General features: G+C 65.4%; 13 protein-coding genes and 1 tRNA gene. 1 reads left to right on the top strand and 13 read right to left on the bottom strand.

What is annotated here, in order from left to right; translation table 11 throughout:
* Positions 1-19 precede the first annotated feature (19 nt).
* Both QA649_RS08095 and QA649_RS08090 read right to left on the bottom strand, forming a co-directional pair.
* A tRNA-His gene (locus QA649_RS08095) sits at positions 20-96 on the bottom strand.
* 195 nt (positions 97-291) lie between these two features.
* Entirely contained in the window at positions 292-726 is a 435-nt protein-coding gene (locus QA649_RS08090; RefSeq protein ID WP_283023708.1) for a phasin, read from the bottom strand.
* A gap of 730 nt (positions 727-1,456) precedes the next feature.
* On the opposite strand from QA649_RS08090, the gene QA649_RS08085 reads away from it, so the two are divergent.
* A complete protein-coding gene (locus QA649_RS08085; protein WP_283023707.1) occupies positions 1,457-4,777 on the top strand; it encodes a PAS domain-containing protein in 3,321 nt (1,106 codons plus the stop codon).
* Between the two features lie 23 nt (positions 4,778-4,800).
* On the opposite strand, the gene QA649_RS08080 is transcribed toward QA649_RS08085, so the two are convergent.
* The 11 genes from QA649_RS08080 to glmM form a co-directional block, all read right to left on the bottom strand.
* Entirely contained in the window at positions 4,801-5,043 is a 243-nt protein-coding gene (locus QA649_RS08080) for a DUF1127 domain-containing protein (RefSeq protein ID WP_283023706.1), read from the bottom strand.
* 217 nt (positions 5,044-5,260) lie between these two features.
* Positions 5,261-6,433: a thiolase family protein gene (locus QA649_RS08075; RefSeq protein WP_283023705.1), complete on the bottom strand. Its 1,173-nt coding sequence runs from the start codon at positions 6,431-6,433 to the stop codon at positions 5,261-5,263.
* A 194-nt stretch (positions 6,434-6,627) separates the two neighbouring features.
* The gene (serA, locus tag QA649_RS08070; protein ID WP_283023704.1) at positions 6,628-8,217 is read right to left on the bottom strand and encodes a phosphoglycerate dehydrogenase; all 1,590 of its coding nucleotides are present in this window, start codon (positions 8,215-8,217) and stop codon (positions 6,628-6,630) included.
* A gap of 171 nt (positions 8,218-8,388) precedes the next feature.
* Positions 8,389-9,561 (bottom strand): phosphoserine transaminase, encoded by a 1,173-nt coding sequence (locus tag QA649_RS08065; protein WP_183246344.1) that lies wholly within the window; start codon positions 9,559-9,561, stop codon positions 8,389-8,391.
* 79 nt (positions 9,562-9,640) lie between these two features.
* A complete protein-coding gene (locus QA649_RS08060) occupies positions 9,641-9,847 on the bottom strand; it encodes a hypothetical protein (protein ID WP_018647493.1) in 207 nt (68 codons plus the stop codon).
* A gap of 157 nt (positions 9,848-10,004) precedes the next feature.
* Positions 10,005-10,469, bottom strand: coding sequence for a GNAT family N-acetyltransferase (locus QA649_RS08055; RefSeq protein WP_283023703.1), 465 nt, complete (start codon positions 10,467-10,469; stop codon positions 10,005-10,007).
* A gap of 58 nt (positions 10,470-10,527) precedes the next feature.
* Positions 10,528-11,118 (bottom strand): glutathione S-transferase family protein, encoded by a 591-nt coding sequence (locus tag QA649_RS08050; RefSeq protein ID WP_283023702.1) that lies wholly within the window; start codon positions 11,116-11,118, stop codon positions 10,528-10,530.
* A gap of 70 nt (positions 11,119-11,188) precedes the next feature.
* Positions 11,189-12,076 carry an outer membrane beta-barrel protein gene (locus QA649_RS08045; RefSeq protein ID WP_283023701.1) on the bottom strand — a complete coding sequence of 296 codons (888 nt, stop codon included), beginning with the start codon at positions 12,074-12,076 and terminating at the stop codon, positions 11,189-11,191.
* A gap of 170 nt (positions 12,077-12,246) precedes the next feature.
* Positions 12,247-13,080, bottom strand: coding sequence for an outer membrane beta-barrel protein (locus tag QA649_RS08040; protein ID WP_018647497.1), 834 nt, complete (start codon positions 13,078-13,080; stop codon positions 12,247-12,249).
* A 239-nt stretch (positions 13,081-13,319) separates the two neighbouring features.
* Complete coding sequence (locus QA649_RS08035) at positions 13,320-14,570, bottom strand: MFS transporter (protein WP_283023700.1); 1,251 nt, start codon at positions 14,568-14,570, stop codon at positions 13,320-13,322.
* A 270-nt stretch (positions 14,571-14,840) separates the two neighbouring features.
* Positions 14,841-16,184, bottom strand: a complete 1,344-nt coding sequence (gene glmM / locus QA649_RS08030) for a phosphoglucosamine mutase (RefSeq protein WP_026312717.1) — start codon at positions 16,182-16,184, stop codon at positions 14,841-14,843.
* Positions 16,185-16,196 lie beyond the last annotated feature (12 nt).

Raw genomic sequence — 16,196 nt, 5'->3', positions numbered from 1 at the left:
GAATGCTCTGGATTTTCGCTGGTACAGTTGGGTGGGCTCGAACCACCGACCTCCTGTTCCACAGACAGGCGCTCTAACCAACTGAGCTACAACTGCATCCTTGCGAGCCGCCCTGGGGGACGCCTGAAAAGGCCTGACGCCGAGGGAGCTGGACGGGGCGGAAACTAGGTGCAACGGCTCCGTTTGGCAAGGCCGCTGCCGGGCTAAAATCCGGCCAAAATCACCTTATTCCAGAACAAAACCCGGGCCCTGGGGCCCGGGTTTCTTAACTTGATCGATCCGCCGGTCCGCTCAGGCGGCGGGCTTGTAGAACTTCGCAGCACTCGCCTTGATCGGCTCGGCGGTCTCGTTGGCGACGCGCTGGCTGATCTCGACCAGCTCCTTGGCCTGGGCCTGGAAGGTCTCGAGCTGCTTGCGGGCGTGGCCGTTCCAGAGCGCGAACGCGTCCGACGGCGACTTGGCGCCGAGCAGCTCCTGGGCGAAGTCCAGCGAGGCCGTGGAGTTGGCCTTCATGAACTCGACCAGCTTGGCTGTGTACTCGCTGGCGCCCTTGGAGGCGCAGGTGAACACGGCCTCGACGGTGCCGTTGTGGGTCTCGGCCACGTCCTTGAACTTGGCGTAGCTTTCGCGGGCCTGCGACACGCCCTTCTCGGCGAACGCACGCATCTGCTCGGGGACCTCGAACGGAATGATCGAGGCAGAAAACGGATCAGTCGCACCTGTCATGGTTGTCCCTCACGCTAATCTTGCAAAAAATGGAGTGAGCCTTACGGCGCGCCCGCCGGCCAACCGGGGCCATCTGTTGGCGGGTACGAAGACTGGATACGCGAAACAAACGAGATGACTCGCCCAGCGCCCAGCATTGTGGCTGCCTAACATGTCAACATTGTGCAGCGCAATGCATCGGGCGGGTGCGGCGCGAAATTTAATCTCGGGGAAGGCGAGGTTCCTCAGGGAGGGAACCCGAGGTTGAGGTAGTCGGGTGCGGGAGGCACGGTGAAGGCAGCGGGCTTTCTTACCCTCCCCTGGAGGGGTCCGGGACGAGCGAAGCTCGCCCGTGGGTCGGCTCGCAGCGCGTAGCGATGCGAGACGGGGTGGGTGACAGTCCCTCAACGGAGGCGGTGCCCGAGGGGAGAGATCACCCCACCCCGCTCGCGCTGCGCGCGATCGACCCTCCCCCTCCAGGGGAGGGTCGGCACCGCATCGTGCGGCGGGCAGCCAGCTCAGCCTCGGCAGCCGGCCTGATGATCGTCGCGCCCAGCGAATCCTGCGGATGCAGGCGGGCTGCGGCTTGCGGGTTCGACCGGATTAAGGTTATCGCGGCTTTGGACCTGCCTTTCGGGGCCGGGGCCGTGGACCTGCCCGCGCCCGCGGGCGATACTAACCCTTTCTTAAGGCTGCCATTCCGGCAAGCCGCCCCGCCAAGACGCCGACAGCGAGACGTGAAGCCGGTTGGATGAGTAGTTCGGATTTCCAGTTGCGAGGTGTGGGCGATCCGCGGCTGGCCGTGCATTCGACCTCGCAGCTCCCCACCTGGCTCTTCGCGATCGACGGCACCCGCGTGCTGTGGGCCAATCCGGTCGGCGCAAGATTGTTCGGCGCGGCCCATGCCACGGCCCTAGCAGAGAAGATTTTCGGCCCCGCCGACAGCCACCGCCGCCAGGTCGCCCGGCTCGCCCGCCAGTTGCCGGCGAGCGGCGGCGTGCGGCTGGAGCGGCTGCGCGGCTTCGGCGCCCGGCTCGGCACCCTGATGACCTGCGCCTGCGCGCGGCTCGACTTCGCCGACGGCAAGAACGGCGTGCTCGTCACCGCGCTGGATCCGACCGGACAAGCCATGCCGCTGGTCGAGCGGCTGCATCGGCTGGTCGAGGCCGCGAAGGTGCCGATGGCGGCGTTCGCGCCCGACGGCCTGTTCGTCGGAGCCAGCGAGGCCGCCCGCTCCCTGCTCGGCTTCCGCGACCTCGACGAGGCCGGCCTCGAACAGGCGCGCAGCGATGCGCTGAGAAGCGGCCGCGTCGAGACGCCGATCGGCATCGGGCAGATGGTGCTGCAACGGGTCGGCACGGGCGCCGATGTCGGCCTGGTCGCGCTGATCGAGCCGGCGGCGGCGCAGACGGCGGCTGCGAGCACGGATGCTGCGCGCGAAGCTCCCGTGCCTCCCGCCACGGCGCCGGAGAATGTGCAGTCTGCACAGCCGAACGAGGCATCCGGCATCACGCTGTTCGACGCCTTTGCCGAGCCGGCCGAGACGGCTGCGGCGAGCGAGCCGCCGGCAACGGAAACGACCGGCGAAGCCAGCGACACCGCGCCAAAGACTCCGGTTGAAAACCCGCACGCAGCCATTGTGCCGCCGCAGGCCGTGCCCACCACTGGTGGCATGGTCGAGCCGCCGCCCGCTCCCGCAGAGCCACCGCGCCAGCATCCGCTGCGTTTCCTCTGGCAGATGGATGCGGAGGGCCGCTTCGTGCTGGCGTCCAGCGACTTCATCCGCCTGATGGGCGCGCACACCGCGGCCGGCTTCGGCCGCCCCTGGCGCGAGATCGCCGAGGAATTTTCGCTCGATCCCGAGGGGCGCGTCGCGCAGGCGCTGGCCAGCCACGACACCTGGGCCGGGATCACCGTGAACTGGCCGGCCGACGGCGGCGAGCATCTGCCGGTCGAGCTCGCCGGCCTGCCGGTCTACGACCGCGATCGCAACTTTGCGGGTTTTCGGGGCTTTGGCGTCTGCCGCGATCTCGACGGCCTCAACCGGCTCGATGCGCTGCGCCGCTTCGAGCTGCTCGTCGAACCGCACGGGCCGCAAAGCCCGTCCGCCGATAGCGTCGAGCCGGAGCCCGAGCCGGAGGCAGCGGCGCCGCCGATCGAGCCACCGGCACCTGAGCCTGAGCCGACACCTGAGCCCGTCGCTGAACTGCCCGAACCAACCACCGAAGCGAATTCACACCCAACCGACTTGGAAACGCCAGTGGAAACGCCTCCCAACGTCGTGCCGTTCCGCAGCCCCGGCGATACCAGATCGCCGACGCTGACGCCGGTCGAGAACAGCGCGTTCAACGAGCTCGCGCGGCAATTGTCCGAGCGGCTCGAACGCGAGCGCGAGAGCATCGCAGCAGCCGGCGCCGAGCCGGCGGCCGCGGAGATCACAGCCGAGCTGCCGCCCGAGCCTGAGCCCGAACCTCTGCCGCCGCCCGCCCCAGCCGAATGGCTGACCGAGGCGGCGCCGCCGGCGCGCGGCACCAGCCTGCGCGACCGCACGCTGCTCGACCTGTTGCCTTCAGGCATTTTGATCTATCGCCTCGACCGCCTGCTCTACGCCAACCCGGCGTTCCTCGCGCGCATGGGCTATGACAACCTCAGCGCGCTGGAGCATGCCGGCGGGCTGGACGCGCTCTATGTCGAGCCGGGCGTGTCGTCGGCCTCTAGCACCTCGCAAGGCGGCACGCCGGTGACGATCAGCGCGACGCTTGCCAACGGCGAAGCGCCGCTGCCGACGACCGACGCGCATCTGCACAGCATCGACTGGGACGGCGACAGCGCGCATGCGCTGATCTGCGCGCTGCCGCAAGCCGCACCCGCTGCCCTGGCGGTCGCAGCGCCGCCCGTCGTTGCCGAGCCCATCGTCCCCGAGTCCTTTCCCTACGCGCCCGATCTCGAGCCTGCGGCCGGCGATGCCGACGCGGAAGATCTCGCCGCGATCCTCGACACCACGGCCGAGGGCATCGTCATGTTCGATGCCGAAGGCAACATCCACGCCTGCAACCGCAGCGCCGAGGCGCTGTTCGGCTATGACGGCGAGGCGCTGCTCGAGCAGAATCTGGCGACGCTGTTCGCGCCCGAGAGCCAGCAGGTCGTCGCCGACTATCTCGACAGCGTGAAGGGCCAGGACATCGCGAGCCTGCTCGACCACGGCCGCGAGGTGCTGGGACGCGAGAAGAAGGGCGGCGTCATTCCGCTCGCGATGATCATGGGCCGCACCCGGCCCGACGGCCCGAACTTCTTCGCCGTGTTCCGCGATCTCTCCCAGAGCAAGAAGGGCGAGAGCGAATTGACGCAGGCGCGCCGCCTCGTCGACGGCGCGGCGAATGCCAAGGCCGACATGCTGGCGCGCATCAGCCACGAGATCCGCACCCCGCTCAACGCCATCATCGGCTTTGCCGAGGTGATGATCTCGGAGCGCTTCGGCACGCTCGGCAACGAGCGCTACGGCGAATACATGAAGGACATCCGCGCCTCCGGCGAGCGCGTCATCGCCATCATCGACGATCTGCTGGAGCTGTCGCGGATCGAGACCGGCAAGCTCGACCTCACCTTCGCCAATCTCAACCTCAACGACCTCGTCGAAGCCTGCGTCACCGTGATGCAGCCGCAGGCCAATCGCGAGCGCATCATCATCCGCACCTCGCTCGCGCATGCGCTGCCGCAGGTGAGCGTCGACGCGCGCGCGATGCGGCAGATCACCATGAATTTGATCTCGAACTCGATCCGGCTGGCGAGCGCCGGCGGCCAGGTCATCGTCTCCACGGCGATGACCGACCGCGGCGAGATCGCGCTGCGCATTCGCGACACCGGCCATGGCCTCTCGGAGCGCGAGGTCGCCGCCGCCATGGAGCCGTTCCGCACCCCGCCGCCAGGGGATGCCGCCGACAATTCCGCGCTCAATCTGTCGCTGACGAAAGCGCTGGTCGAAGCCAATCGCGCCCGGTTCAACATCAAGAGTTCAGGGAATTCCGGCACGCTGATCGAAGTGGTGTTCGCACCGGCGCTGGCGAAGGCGTAGATCACGCCCCCGACACGCAGCTGCTATTCGAGGGATCGGATCCCCCGCGGATCGCGCCACTGGTTCGAGGCGACGTAGTCGATCTCGCCGCGCGTGGTGCCGATATCCATGAGCTCCCTGTCACTCAGGTTGCACAGGTCGGCCCGCACCCTCTCGTGGCTGCGCCATTGCTGAAATGCATGCCAATATCGCTTGAAGAAACTGGAAACGTGCCGCGCCCTTGTCGCGGTCCGTCCTGGTCCTGCTGCACCATAGGTTATGCTCATCACAGCATCTCCCCCGGGTGTTGCTTTTCATCGGATGTGTGTGCCAGGCGATGCGAGATAATGCTCGGCGTACGGCTGACCTGCGAAGGGTACCCTGCCGCGGTGTTCCCGAATGTGAACAGGTTCACATGACCAATACGGTTTTCGCCGAATCGTGCGCAATGAAAAAGGCACGGCGCCGCAAGCGCCGTGCCTTTCGTTAGTCCAGGCGTTCAGATCAGCTGTAGATCTCGAACAGGCCGGCGCCGCCCTGGCCGCCGCCAATGCACATGGTCACCACGCCCCACTTGGCCTTGCGCCGCGCGCCTTCCTGCAGCAGATGGCCGGTGAGACGCGCGCCGGTCATGCCGAAGGGATGGCCGATCGCGATCGAGCCGCCGTTGACGTTGTACTTGGCGGGATCGATCTCGAGCTTGTCGCGGCAATACAGGCACTGGCTGGCGAAGGCCTCGTTGAGCTCCCACAGATCGATGTCGTCGATCTTGAGGCCGGTGCGCTTGAGGAGCTTCGGGATCGCGAACACCGGACCGATGCCCATTTCGTCGGGCTCGCAGCCGGCGGTTGCCCAGGCGACGAAGCGGCCGAGCGGCTTGAGCCCGCGCTTCTCGGCGTCCTTGGCTTCCATCAGCACCACGGCGGCGGCGCCGTCGGAGAGCTGGCTGGCATTGCCGGCGGTGACGAACTTGCCGGGGCCCTTCACCGGCTCGAGCTTGGCGAGGCCCTCCATCGTGGTCTCCGGCCGGTTGCATTCGTCGCGATCGACGACGTAGTCGACGATGCTCTCGGCCTTGGTCTGCTTGTCGACGACCTTCATCTTCGTCTTCATCGGGACGATCTCGTCCTTGTACTTGCCCGCCTGCTGGGACGCGGCCATGCGGCGCTGCGATTCCAGCGAGAACTCGTCCTGGTATTCGCGGCTGAGCTTGTAGCGCTCGGCGACGATGTCGGCGGTGTCGATCATCGCCATGAAGATGTCGGGGGCGACCTTGAGCAGTTCCGGATCGACCCATTCCTTCGGCGAGCCGCCGCCGGGGATCGAGATGCTCTCGACGCCGCCGGCGACGATGCAGTCGGCGCCATCGGAGCGGATCGAGTTCGCGGCCATCGCGATCGTCTGCAGGCCCGAGGAGCAGAAGCGGTTGACCGAGACGCCGGCCGTGGTCTTCGGCAGGCCCGCGAGCAGCGCGGCCTGGCGGCCGATGTTCGGCGCGCCATGGGCGCAATTGCCGAGATAGCAGTCCTCGACATAGTCCTTCTCGACGCCGGCGCGGTCGACCGCATGGTGGATGGCATGCGCCGCGAGCGACATCGGCGGCGTGATGTTGAACCCGCCGCGGCCGGATTTTGCGAGGCCCGTGCGCGCATAGGAAACGATGACGGCTTCACGCATTGTTTTCTCCCTTGTCGAACGATTTTGAACGGAGCGTAGTTACGAGGCGTCCTGGACGCCATTGGTACACTGAGATTGGCTGGTGCGGGGAAAATAAAAACGCCGCCTCCGGCGATGGAGACGGCGTTGTTCCGCGTGTCGGAATATATGATGGCCGTCATTCCGCGGTGTGCACACCGCGGGACGACCGCGCCTTAGAACGTCAGCGCCTTGGCCTGCTTGACCTGCGGCAGGGCCTGCACCTTGGCGAGCAGGTCGGGCGGCACCGCGCCGTCGACCTCGACCAGCGCAATGGCATCGCTGCCGGGAGCGACGCGGCCGAGATGGAAGGTGGCGATGTTGATCTTGGCATCGCCGAGCAGGCTTGCGAACCTGCCGATGAAGCCCGGCTTGTCCTCGTTGGTGATGTAGATCATCGACTTGCCGAACTCGGCGTCGACCCGGATGCCCTTGACGTCGACGAGGCGCGGCTTGCCGTCGTGATAGACGGTGCCGGAGACCGAGCGCTCCTGACGTTCGGTCGCGACGGTCACGGTGATCAGGCTCTCATAGTCGCTCTGGGCCGCGCGCACGATCTCGTCGACGACCATGCCGCGCTCCTTGGCGACGACGGGCGCCGAGACGACGTTGACCTCGCCCAGCATCGGCCGCAGCAGGCCCGACAGCACCGCGGAGGTGATCGCCTTGATCTTCATCTCGGCGACGTGGCCCTCATAGGTGATCTCGACCTTGAGGATGCCTGACTCAGTGAGCTGGCCGGCGAACGAGCCGAGCTTCTCGGCGAGCGCGATGAACGGCTTCAGCTTCGGCGCTTCTTCCGCGGTGATCGAGGGGAAGTTGACAGCGTTCGAGATCGCGCCGGTCAAGAGGTAGTCCGACATCTGCTCGGCGACCTGGAGCGCGACGTTCTCCTGCGCTTCCGTGGTGGAGGCGCCGAGATGCGGGGTGCAGATCACGTTGGGATGGCCGAACAGCACGTTGGAGGTCGCAGGCTCCTCGACGAAGACGTCGAAGGCGGCACCCGCAATGTGCTTGGAGTTGAGCGCCTCGACCACGGCCTGCTCGTCGACGAGGCCGCCGCGGGCACAGTTGATCAGGCGCACGCCCTTCTTCATCTTGGCGATCGCGGCCGCGTCGATGATGTTCTTGGTCTTCTCGGTCAGCGGGGTGTGCAGCGTGATGAAGTCGGCGCGCTTGAGGAGATCGTCGAGATCGACCTTCTCGACGCCGATGTCCTTGGCGCGCTCGGGCGACAGGAACGGATCGAAGGCGACGACCTTCATGCGCAGGCCGAGCGCGCGGTCGGCGACGATCGAGCCGATATTGCCGCAGCCGACCACGCCGAGCACCTTGCCGGTGATCTCGACGCCCATGAAACGGTTCTTCTCCCACTTGCCGGCCTGGGTCGAGGCGTCGGCCTGCGGGATCTCGCGGGCGAGCGCCAGCATCAGGGTGATGGCGTGCTCGGCGGTCGTGATCGAATTGCCGAACGGCGTGTTCATCACGATGATGCCCTTGGCCGTGGCGGCGGGGATCTCGACATTGTCGACGCCGATGCCGGCGCGGCCGATCACCTTGAGGTTGGTTGCCTTCTCGAGGATCTTGGCGGTCGCCTTGGTCGCGGAGCGGATCGCAAGGCCGTCGTAATTGCCGATGATCTCGGCGAGCTTGTCCTTGTCCTTGCCGAGGTTGGGCTGGAAGTCGACCTCGACGCCGCGGTCCTTGAAGATCTGCACGGCGGCGGGCGAGAGTGCGTCGGAAATGAGAACTTTGGGTTTGGTCATGGGGATGTCTTCCTTCACACCCTCCCCTGGAGGGGGAGGGTCGGCGCGAAGCGCCGGGGTGGGGTGAAGCTGCAACAAAGAAAATTGCCGGTGCGCCGTGTGGAGAGATCACCCCACCCCGCCGCACCTGACGGTGCGTCGACCCTCCCCCTCCAGGGGAGGGTCAGAACATCACGCCGCCTTGGCGAGCGTGGCCTTGGTCTCGGCGAAGGCCCAGTCGATCCACTGCGTCAGCAACTCGACGTCCTTGGCTTCCACCGTGGCGCCGCACCAGATGCGCAAGCCCGCCGGCGCATCGCGGTAATAAGCGAAGTCGTAGCCGGCGCCTTCCTTCTCGACCAGCGCCACCAGCTTCTTGCTGAACTCCGCCTGCGCGTCGTCCGAGAGCGAGGTGATCGCGGGATCGGTGAACTTCAGGCACACCGAGGTGTTGGAGCGGATCGAAGCGTCCTTGGCGAGGAAGTCGATCCACGGCGTCTTCGCCTTCCAGTCGGCGAGCACCTTGGTATTGGCGTCGGCGCGCGCGATCAGCGCCTTGAGGCCGCCGATCGACTTGGCCCAGTTCAGCGCGTCGAGATAGTCCTCGACGCAGAGCATCGACGGCGTGTTGATGGTTTCGCCGACGAAGATGCCTTCGTTGAGCTTGCCGCCCTTGGTCATGCGGAAGATTTTTGGCAGCGGCCAGGCCGGCTTGTAGGTCTCGAGCCGCTCCACCGCGCGGGGCGACAGGATCAGCATGCCGTGCGCGGCTTCGCCGCCGAGCGCCTTCTGCCAGGAGAAGGTGACGACGTCGAGCTTGGCCCAGTCGAGAGCTTGCGCGAACGCGGCGGAGGTCGCGTCGCAGATGGTCAGGCCTTCGCGGGTCGCGCTGATCCAGTCGGCGTTCGGCACGCGCACGCCCGAGGTTGTGCCGTTCCAGGTGAAGACGACGTCGCTCTTGGGATCGACCTTGGAGAGGTCGGGAATCTCACCGTAAGCAGCGTTGAGCTTGGTGACGTCCTTCAGCTTCAATTCCTTGACGATATCGCTGACCCAGCCCTCGCCGAAGGATTCCCAGGCGAGCGTGGTGACGGGCCGCGCACCGAGCAGCGACCACAGCGCCATCTCGACCGCGCCGGTATCGGAGGCCGGCACGATGCCGATGCGATAATCGGCGGGCACTTCAAGCACTTCGCGCGTCAGATCGATCGCGAGCTTGAGCTTGGTCTTGCCGACCTTCGCGCGATGCGAGCGGCCGAGGGCTGCGTCCTTGAGATTTTGGGCGTTCCAGCCGGGGCGCTTGGCGCAGGGGCCGGAGGAGAAATGCGGCACGGTCGGCCGCGAAGCGGGCTTCGCTACAGTCATGATCTACCCTTCCAGATAGTAAGCCTCCCGTTGGGGGGAGGTGTCCCGCGGCGGCTGATACGGGAAACGGGAAGAGTCGTCAAGGAAGTTCGGGCGTCTCACGCTGGAGTGAAGGCGCCTCGGGGGCGATTTCCGGGGACTCGACGGCAGTGAGCGCATTCAGCAAGTCCGTGGCCTCGCTGATCAATTGCGCGGCACGGCGGCGGCTGCCGACTTTCAAAATGCACTTGTCGTTGGCCTGCACAACGTAGTCGTTGCCGACCTTGATCATGGAATAGCTTGTCATCGAAATCCCCGAACCGACCGAGCCCGGTGTCTGACGCTGCCTAGCACCGATCGTTCCCGCGTCCACGTGAACGACGGACGGGTAGTTTATCAGCTCTTAAGATGAACGAACGCACGCTCCGATTTCGCTGATCACGCAACGCTTGCGAGGTGTTGCCTCAAAAGCGGACAGTCATGCCGACATGGCTCGCTGTGAATCCCAGCCGCATGTAGAAGCGCTGCGCATCGACGCGCGTCTGATGCGTCAGCAGTTCGACCAGATTGCAGCCGCGCGCCTTCGCTTCCGCGATGGCCCATTGCACCAACTGCTCGCCGATGCCGCGGCTGCGACAATCAGTGGCAACGCGCACGTCTTCGAGCAGTCCGCGGATGCCGCCCTGCGAGCTGATGCCTGAGAGAACAGCGAGTTGCAGGCAGCCGACCACCCTGCCCTCGCTTTCAGCAACGACGAGCGTCAGATTTGGATCGCGCTCGACCCGCTCGAATGCCGCGTAGTAGGACGCAGGCAGCGGATCCTCCACGCGCTCGCGCGCGCGCCCGAGATGGTCATCGGCGAGCATCGCCACGATCGCCGGCACGTCCTCGCGGCGCGCGGGACGGATCGAGACGGACTTATCGTTCATACGGGAAACTCCAAAAAACTCAGCGCCAAGACTCAGCGCGAAGACTCAGCGCGAAGACTCAGCGCGACGCCGGCAGGCCGAGAAAGGCCTCGGCCTCGCCGATCCAGCGGCGGATGGCCGCATAGCGACCGAGATCGAAACCGCCTTCATGCGCGACGCGCGTATAGGCGAGCAGCGAGACGTCGGCGAGCGATACCATATCGCCGGCGAAGAAGCGGCCGGTGGCGAGATGCTGCTCCATGCGGTCGAGCGCCGCATAGCCGCGCTTGACCTTTTCAGGATCGAGCTCGGAGGCGTCCTTGCCGAGATAGACGATGAGGAAGCGGCACACGGCGATATAGGGCTCGTGGCTGTACTGCTCCCAGAACAGCCATTCGTCCATCTTCGCCGCAGCGAAAGCGTCACGCGGAATGAGGACGCTGTCGCGGGCGAGATAGCGGATGATGGCGTTGGACTGTGCCAGCGAGCGGCCGTCGTCGAAGGCGACGGTCGGCACCTGGCCGGCGGCGTTCATCTTGAGGAATTGCGGCGTGCGCGTCTCGCCCTTGCTTGTGTCGATCTCGATCCACTGATAGGGCAGCGCGAGCTTGTCGCAGACCCACTTCACCTTGAGACAATTGCCGGAATTGCTGTCGCCGTAGATCTTCATCGCTGCCGCCCCGCTGTCGGAACGACAGAGCATCAGGACGAAGCGAAGCTGTCAACAGGAAGCGGACCGCTCAGAACTTGTAGCCGAGGCCGAGGCGCGCGTTATTCAGCGTCACCTGCGTGTTCATGACGGGAGAGAATCTCACATATTCATATTCGACGCGCGCGAACAGGCCGTCCCAGATGCAGTATTCGAGACCGAGACCGGCGGTCCAACCCACTGCGAAATTATTGGTCCTGTGCTGCGTCTGGGTCTGCGATTGCGCCGGAACGGGGTTGGTCGGGCCGATGATCGTGATGACATTGCCGAACGCATCCGTGACCGTCGAGTCCTGCCGCAACGTCACGTTGCTCGTCACCGTGCGGGACACGTCCATGCGTCCGACGGCCGCTCCGGCGAACATGTAGGGCATGAAGCCGCCGCCGTCCCAGCCCATGCGCCCGCGCAACGTGATCATGTCCTTGACCTGTGCCGCAGCGGTACCGGTCAGTGTCACGCCATAGTTGTTGGTGATGCCCGGGGGGCGCGTTTCGCCGGCCGGGTTGACGATCATGAGCGAGTTCGAGCCCGACGTCGACGTCGCGAGATTGTTGAAATAGGTGTAGGTGCCCTCGAGGCTGAGGATGGCATCATACCATTGCCAGTTGCGGCCGATGAAACCACCGAAATTGGTGCCTTGCGTGTTGGTCTTGTTCATCAGCGACCACGTCGACGTCGGCTGCTGGAGAACGCTGTCGCGGAAGATGAAGTTGGTCAGCCCGACCACGCTCTGGCTGAAATCGCTGGCGTCGCTGGTGTAGCCGGCGTTGGCGCCGACATAGAAGCCGTCCCAGTTGCGGGACGTCTTCGACAGGCCGTCGGTGATGCCGCCGCGCAGGACCGGGAGATCCGGCATATCGGCCGCGTGTGCGGCAGACACCGTCCCCAACATCGCCGCCGCCAACAAAAGCCTACGCATCGCAACGCTCCAAATCGGACTCGAACTTTCGCCATGATCATGGCTCGTTAACCTTAACCAATGGTTGCCTCCGGCGATTTCGCCGCCGTCGGGCCATGAAAAATCCGCAAAGCAAAACGGCGCGGGATGATCCCGCGCCGTTAAGAGACGTTAAGCGATGGGCTTGAGGATCAGCCCTTGGTGACGAGCGGCTGCGGCACGTAGGCCGGCGGGCTGTTGAGATCCCAGCGCACGCCGAGCTTCAGATCGTGCGAGGTGAGCTCCTTGATCTTGATCGAGGTCGGGCCCGAAGCGCTGTTGTCGAACAGGCGGAAGTTGCCGGGCGCTGCGTCGCCGAGGTTCATGTAGCTGTAGGCCAGTTCGACGGTGAACCCGGGATTGACCTTGTAGGCGAGACCGGCGTGGGCGGCCCAGGCAAAGTTCCACTTACCGTTGTCGGCGAAGTAGGCGACGCTGTTGGACAGCGCGCCGCCGCTGAATGAAACGCCGTCGTCGCGGAAGCCGCTGATCTTGTTGTAGGAGCCGCCGACACCGGCGCCGATGAACGGGGTGATGCACCACCAGGTGCCGAGGTCAACATAGGCATTCGCCATGACGACCCACTCGGACTTGCTGCCGGTGTAGTTGTTGACGCCGACGAAGCCGGGTCCGAAGACGTTGTCGCTGCCGTGCAGGTTGGCCTTGCCACGGTACTGGCCGATCACGTCGGCGCGGAACCAGTTGTTGAAGCGATAGCCGACGCCGAGATCGAACAGCGGCGACGAGTCGAATCCGAGACCTTCCGTCGACTTCGTATAGCCGGCCGGCAGGGAGGCATCGATGCTCTTGGCGCGCTGGTTGGTCATGCCGACGTCGCCGCGGAGATACCAGCCGCCGAAGTCGGCGGGCGGAGCCGGCGGGGCGTACATGGGAGGCGGCGCCGCGATCGGCATATCGGCGGCAAACGCCATCGACGAGATCAGGGTTGCCGCACCCGCGGCAAGGAGAGACTTAACGCTACGCATTGGGCTTCGTCCTTATGGCCGGTGAGGCAAAATGCAGACGCCCCACGTTCTGGAAACTCACGACCCGGACGATGGCAGCAAATGTTTAAGCGCCACTTAACCCTAATTTTTAAGGTTGATTTTTTCTCACTGCACACGCGGATGCGGTGCGAGCGTTGCAAAAATGCAGCGCTCGGCGCTGCACGCCCGCCCCAATTGCTAACGATCGATGAAGCCGCAAGGCAGCAAGGAAAGGTTTGTTAACGCGCGGGCTGCTGCAGCTTGGGCAAGAAGACCGCCAAAAGTCCGATCGCCGGCAGGTACGCGCAGACCTGGTAGACGAACTCGATCGAGGTGTGATCGGCGAGCTTGCCGAGCACGGCGGCCCCAAGCCCTCCGATACCGAAGGCGACGCCGAAGAACACACCGGAGATCATGCCGAAGCGGTGTGGCACCAGCTCCTGCGCGAACACGATGATCGACGACGTCGTCGAGGAGATGATGAGGCCGATGATGACCGACAGCACCGCGCTGGCATAGAGCCCGGCATAAGGCAGCGCCAGCGTGAACGGCAGCGCGCCGAGGATCGAGATCCAGATCACGATCTTGCGGCCGAAGCGATCCCCCAAGGGGCCGCCGAAGAACGCGCCGACCGCGTTCGCCGCGAGGAAGATGAAGAGATAGATTTGCGCGGCCTGCGTCGACACGCCGAACCGGTCGATCAGATAGAAGATGTAGTAGCTCGACAGGCTCGATACGTAGAGCTGTTTTGAGAACAGCAGCGCCACCAGCACGAGAAGTGCAACGGCAACACGGCGCGAGCTCGGCGCGCCGGGCTGGGTGTGGACGGGCGCAACCTTCTTGGTCGTGATCTGCGGCGCGTACCAGCGCCCGATGCGCCAGAGCACGACGATCGCGAGGAACGCGATCGAGGAGAACCAGGCGATGCTGCCCTGCCCGAACGGCACCACGATCAGCGCGGCCAGCACCGGCCCCATCGACGTGCCGAAGCTGCCGCCGAGCTGGAACACCGATTGCGCAAAACCGTAGCGGCCGCCGGAGGCGAGCCGCGCGATGCGCGCGGATTCCGGATGAAACACCGCCGAGCCGAGGCCGACCAGCGCGGCGGCGGCGAGGATGATCAGATACTGGTGCGCGACGCTGAGCAGCAACAAGCCGAAGAAGGTCGAGGCCATGCCGATCGACAGCGAATAAGGCTGCGCCTTCTTGTCGGTGTAGTGCCCGACCACCGGCTGCAGCAGCGAGGCCGTGAACTGGAAGGCGAGCGTGATCATGCCGATCTGCGCGAAGTCGAGCGCGTAGGTGTCCTTCAGGATCGGATACACCGAGGCGATCAGCGACTGCATGGTGTCGTTGAGGAAGTGCGAGAAGCTGATGCCCGCCAGCACGACATAGGCCGGCCCCGCGCTCGGCTTGGCAACGGGCGCGACGTCGGCAACGACGACGGGCTCGGTCAGCGTTTCCTCTGAGACGACGACAGGCTTGTTCAATGCAGCGATCCCGGCAGGCGCGGCGAACCGCCGCATCCGCTCATTACGATGCGGCGCGCGGTGGAACCACCGCCAAACGCAAATGGCTGGGATGCGTGGGTCTTACCCTCTCCGCGAGTCCGATATCGTAGGGTGGACAAAGGCGCCCTTGCGCCGTGCCCACCATCTTTCCTATACGGCTCCAGAAGCGTGGGCACGCTGTCGCTTTGCCCACCCTACGATACTGCCCGTGGGGTGCGATCACGCCACCCCGCTGGTGCTTGAAAGACCTTACGCCGCAGCCTGGCCCAGCGCCGAGACGATGGTATCGACGACGTCCTCGACCAGATGGCGGTCCTCGCCTTCGCCCATGACGCGGATCACCGGCTCGGTGCCGGAGGAGCGGATCAGAAGGCGGCCGTGGCCGTTGAGGCGCTTCTCGCCGTCGGAGATCGCCGACTTGACGTCGGAATCGTCGAGCGGCTTCCCGCCCTTGTGGCGGACGTTCTTGAGGATCTGCGGCAGCGGATCGAAGCGGTGGCAGACCTCGGACACAGGACGGCGCAGCTTCTGCACCACGGCGAGCACCTGCAGGGCAGCGACAAAACCGTCGCCGGTGGTGGCGTAATCGGACAGGATGATGTGGCCGGACTGCTCGCCGCCGAGATTGTAGCCGCCGTTCAGCATCTGCTCGAGCACGTAGCGGTCGCCGACCGGCGTGCGCATGAGATCGAGCCCCTGCCCCTTGAGGAAGCGCTCGAGGCCGAGATTGGACATCACGGTGGCGACGATGCCGGGACGCGACAGCCGACCGTCTTCCTTCCAGCTCTGCGCGATCACCGCCAGCAGCTGGTCGCCGTCGACGACGTGGCCGCGCTCGTCGACCAGGATGACGCGATCGGCGTCACCGTCGAGCGCAATACCGATGTCGGCGCGCATCTCGCGCACCTTCTTCGACAGCGCTTCCGGCGAGGTCGAGCCGCAATCCTTGTTGATGTTGAAGCCGTCGGGCTCGACGCCGATCGGCACGACGTCGGCGCCAAGCTCCCACAGCGCTTCGGGTACCACCTTGTAGGCGGCGCCGTTGGCGCAATCGATCACGACGCGCAGGCCCTCGAGCGAGAGATCGCGCGGCAACGTGCGCTTGGCGAATTCGATGTAGCGGTCATGCACGCCGTCGATACGGCGGGCGCGGCCGAGGCTCGCACTCTGTGCGAGACGCTTGTCGATGGGCTCGTCGAGCAGCTGCTCGATCTGCCGCTCGACGTCGTCGGAGAGCTTGAAGCCCTGCGGCCCGAACAGCTTGATGCCGTTGTCCTCGAACAGATTGTGCGAGGCCGAGATCATCACGCCGAGATCGGCGCGCATCGACTTGGTCAGCATCGCAACCGCCGGCGTCGGCATCGGGCCGACCAGCAGCACGTCCATGCCGACCGAGGTGAAGCCCGCGACCATCGCGTATTCGATCATGTAGCCGGACAGGCGGGTGTCCTTGCCGATCACGACCCGGTGGCGGTGATCACCGCGCTGGAACGCAAGGCCTGCGGCCTGGCCGACCTTGAGCGCGAGCTCCGGCGTGATCAGTCCGTTGGCGCGGCCCCGAATCCCGTCCGTCCCGAAATATTTGCGACTCATATGGTCCCCCGA

This window comes from Bradyrhizobium sp. CB1717 (assembly GCF_029714325.1).
Taxonomy (GTDB): Bacteria; Pseudomonadota; Alphaproteobacteria; order Rhizobiales; family Xanthobacteraceae; genus Bradyrhizobium.
The sequence above is the reverse complement of the archived record's forward strand: the minus strand, read 5'-3'. Positions and strand labels throughout refer to the sequence as shown.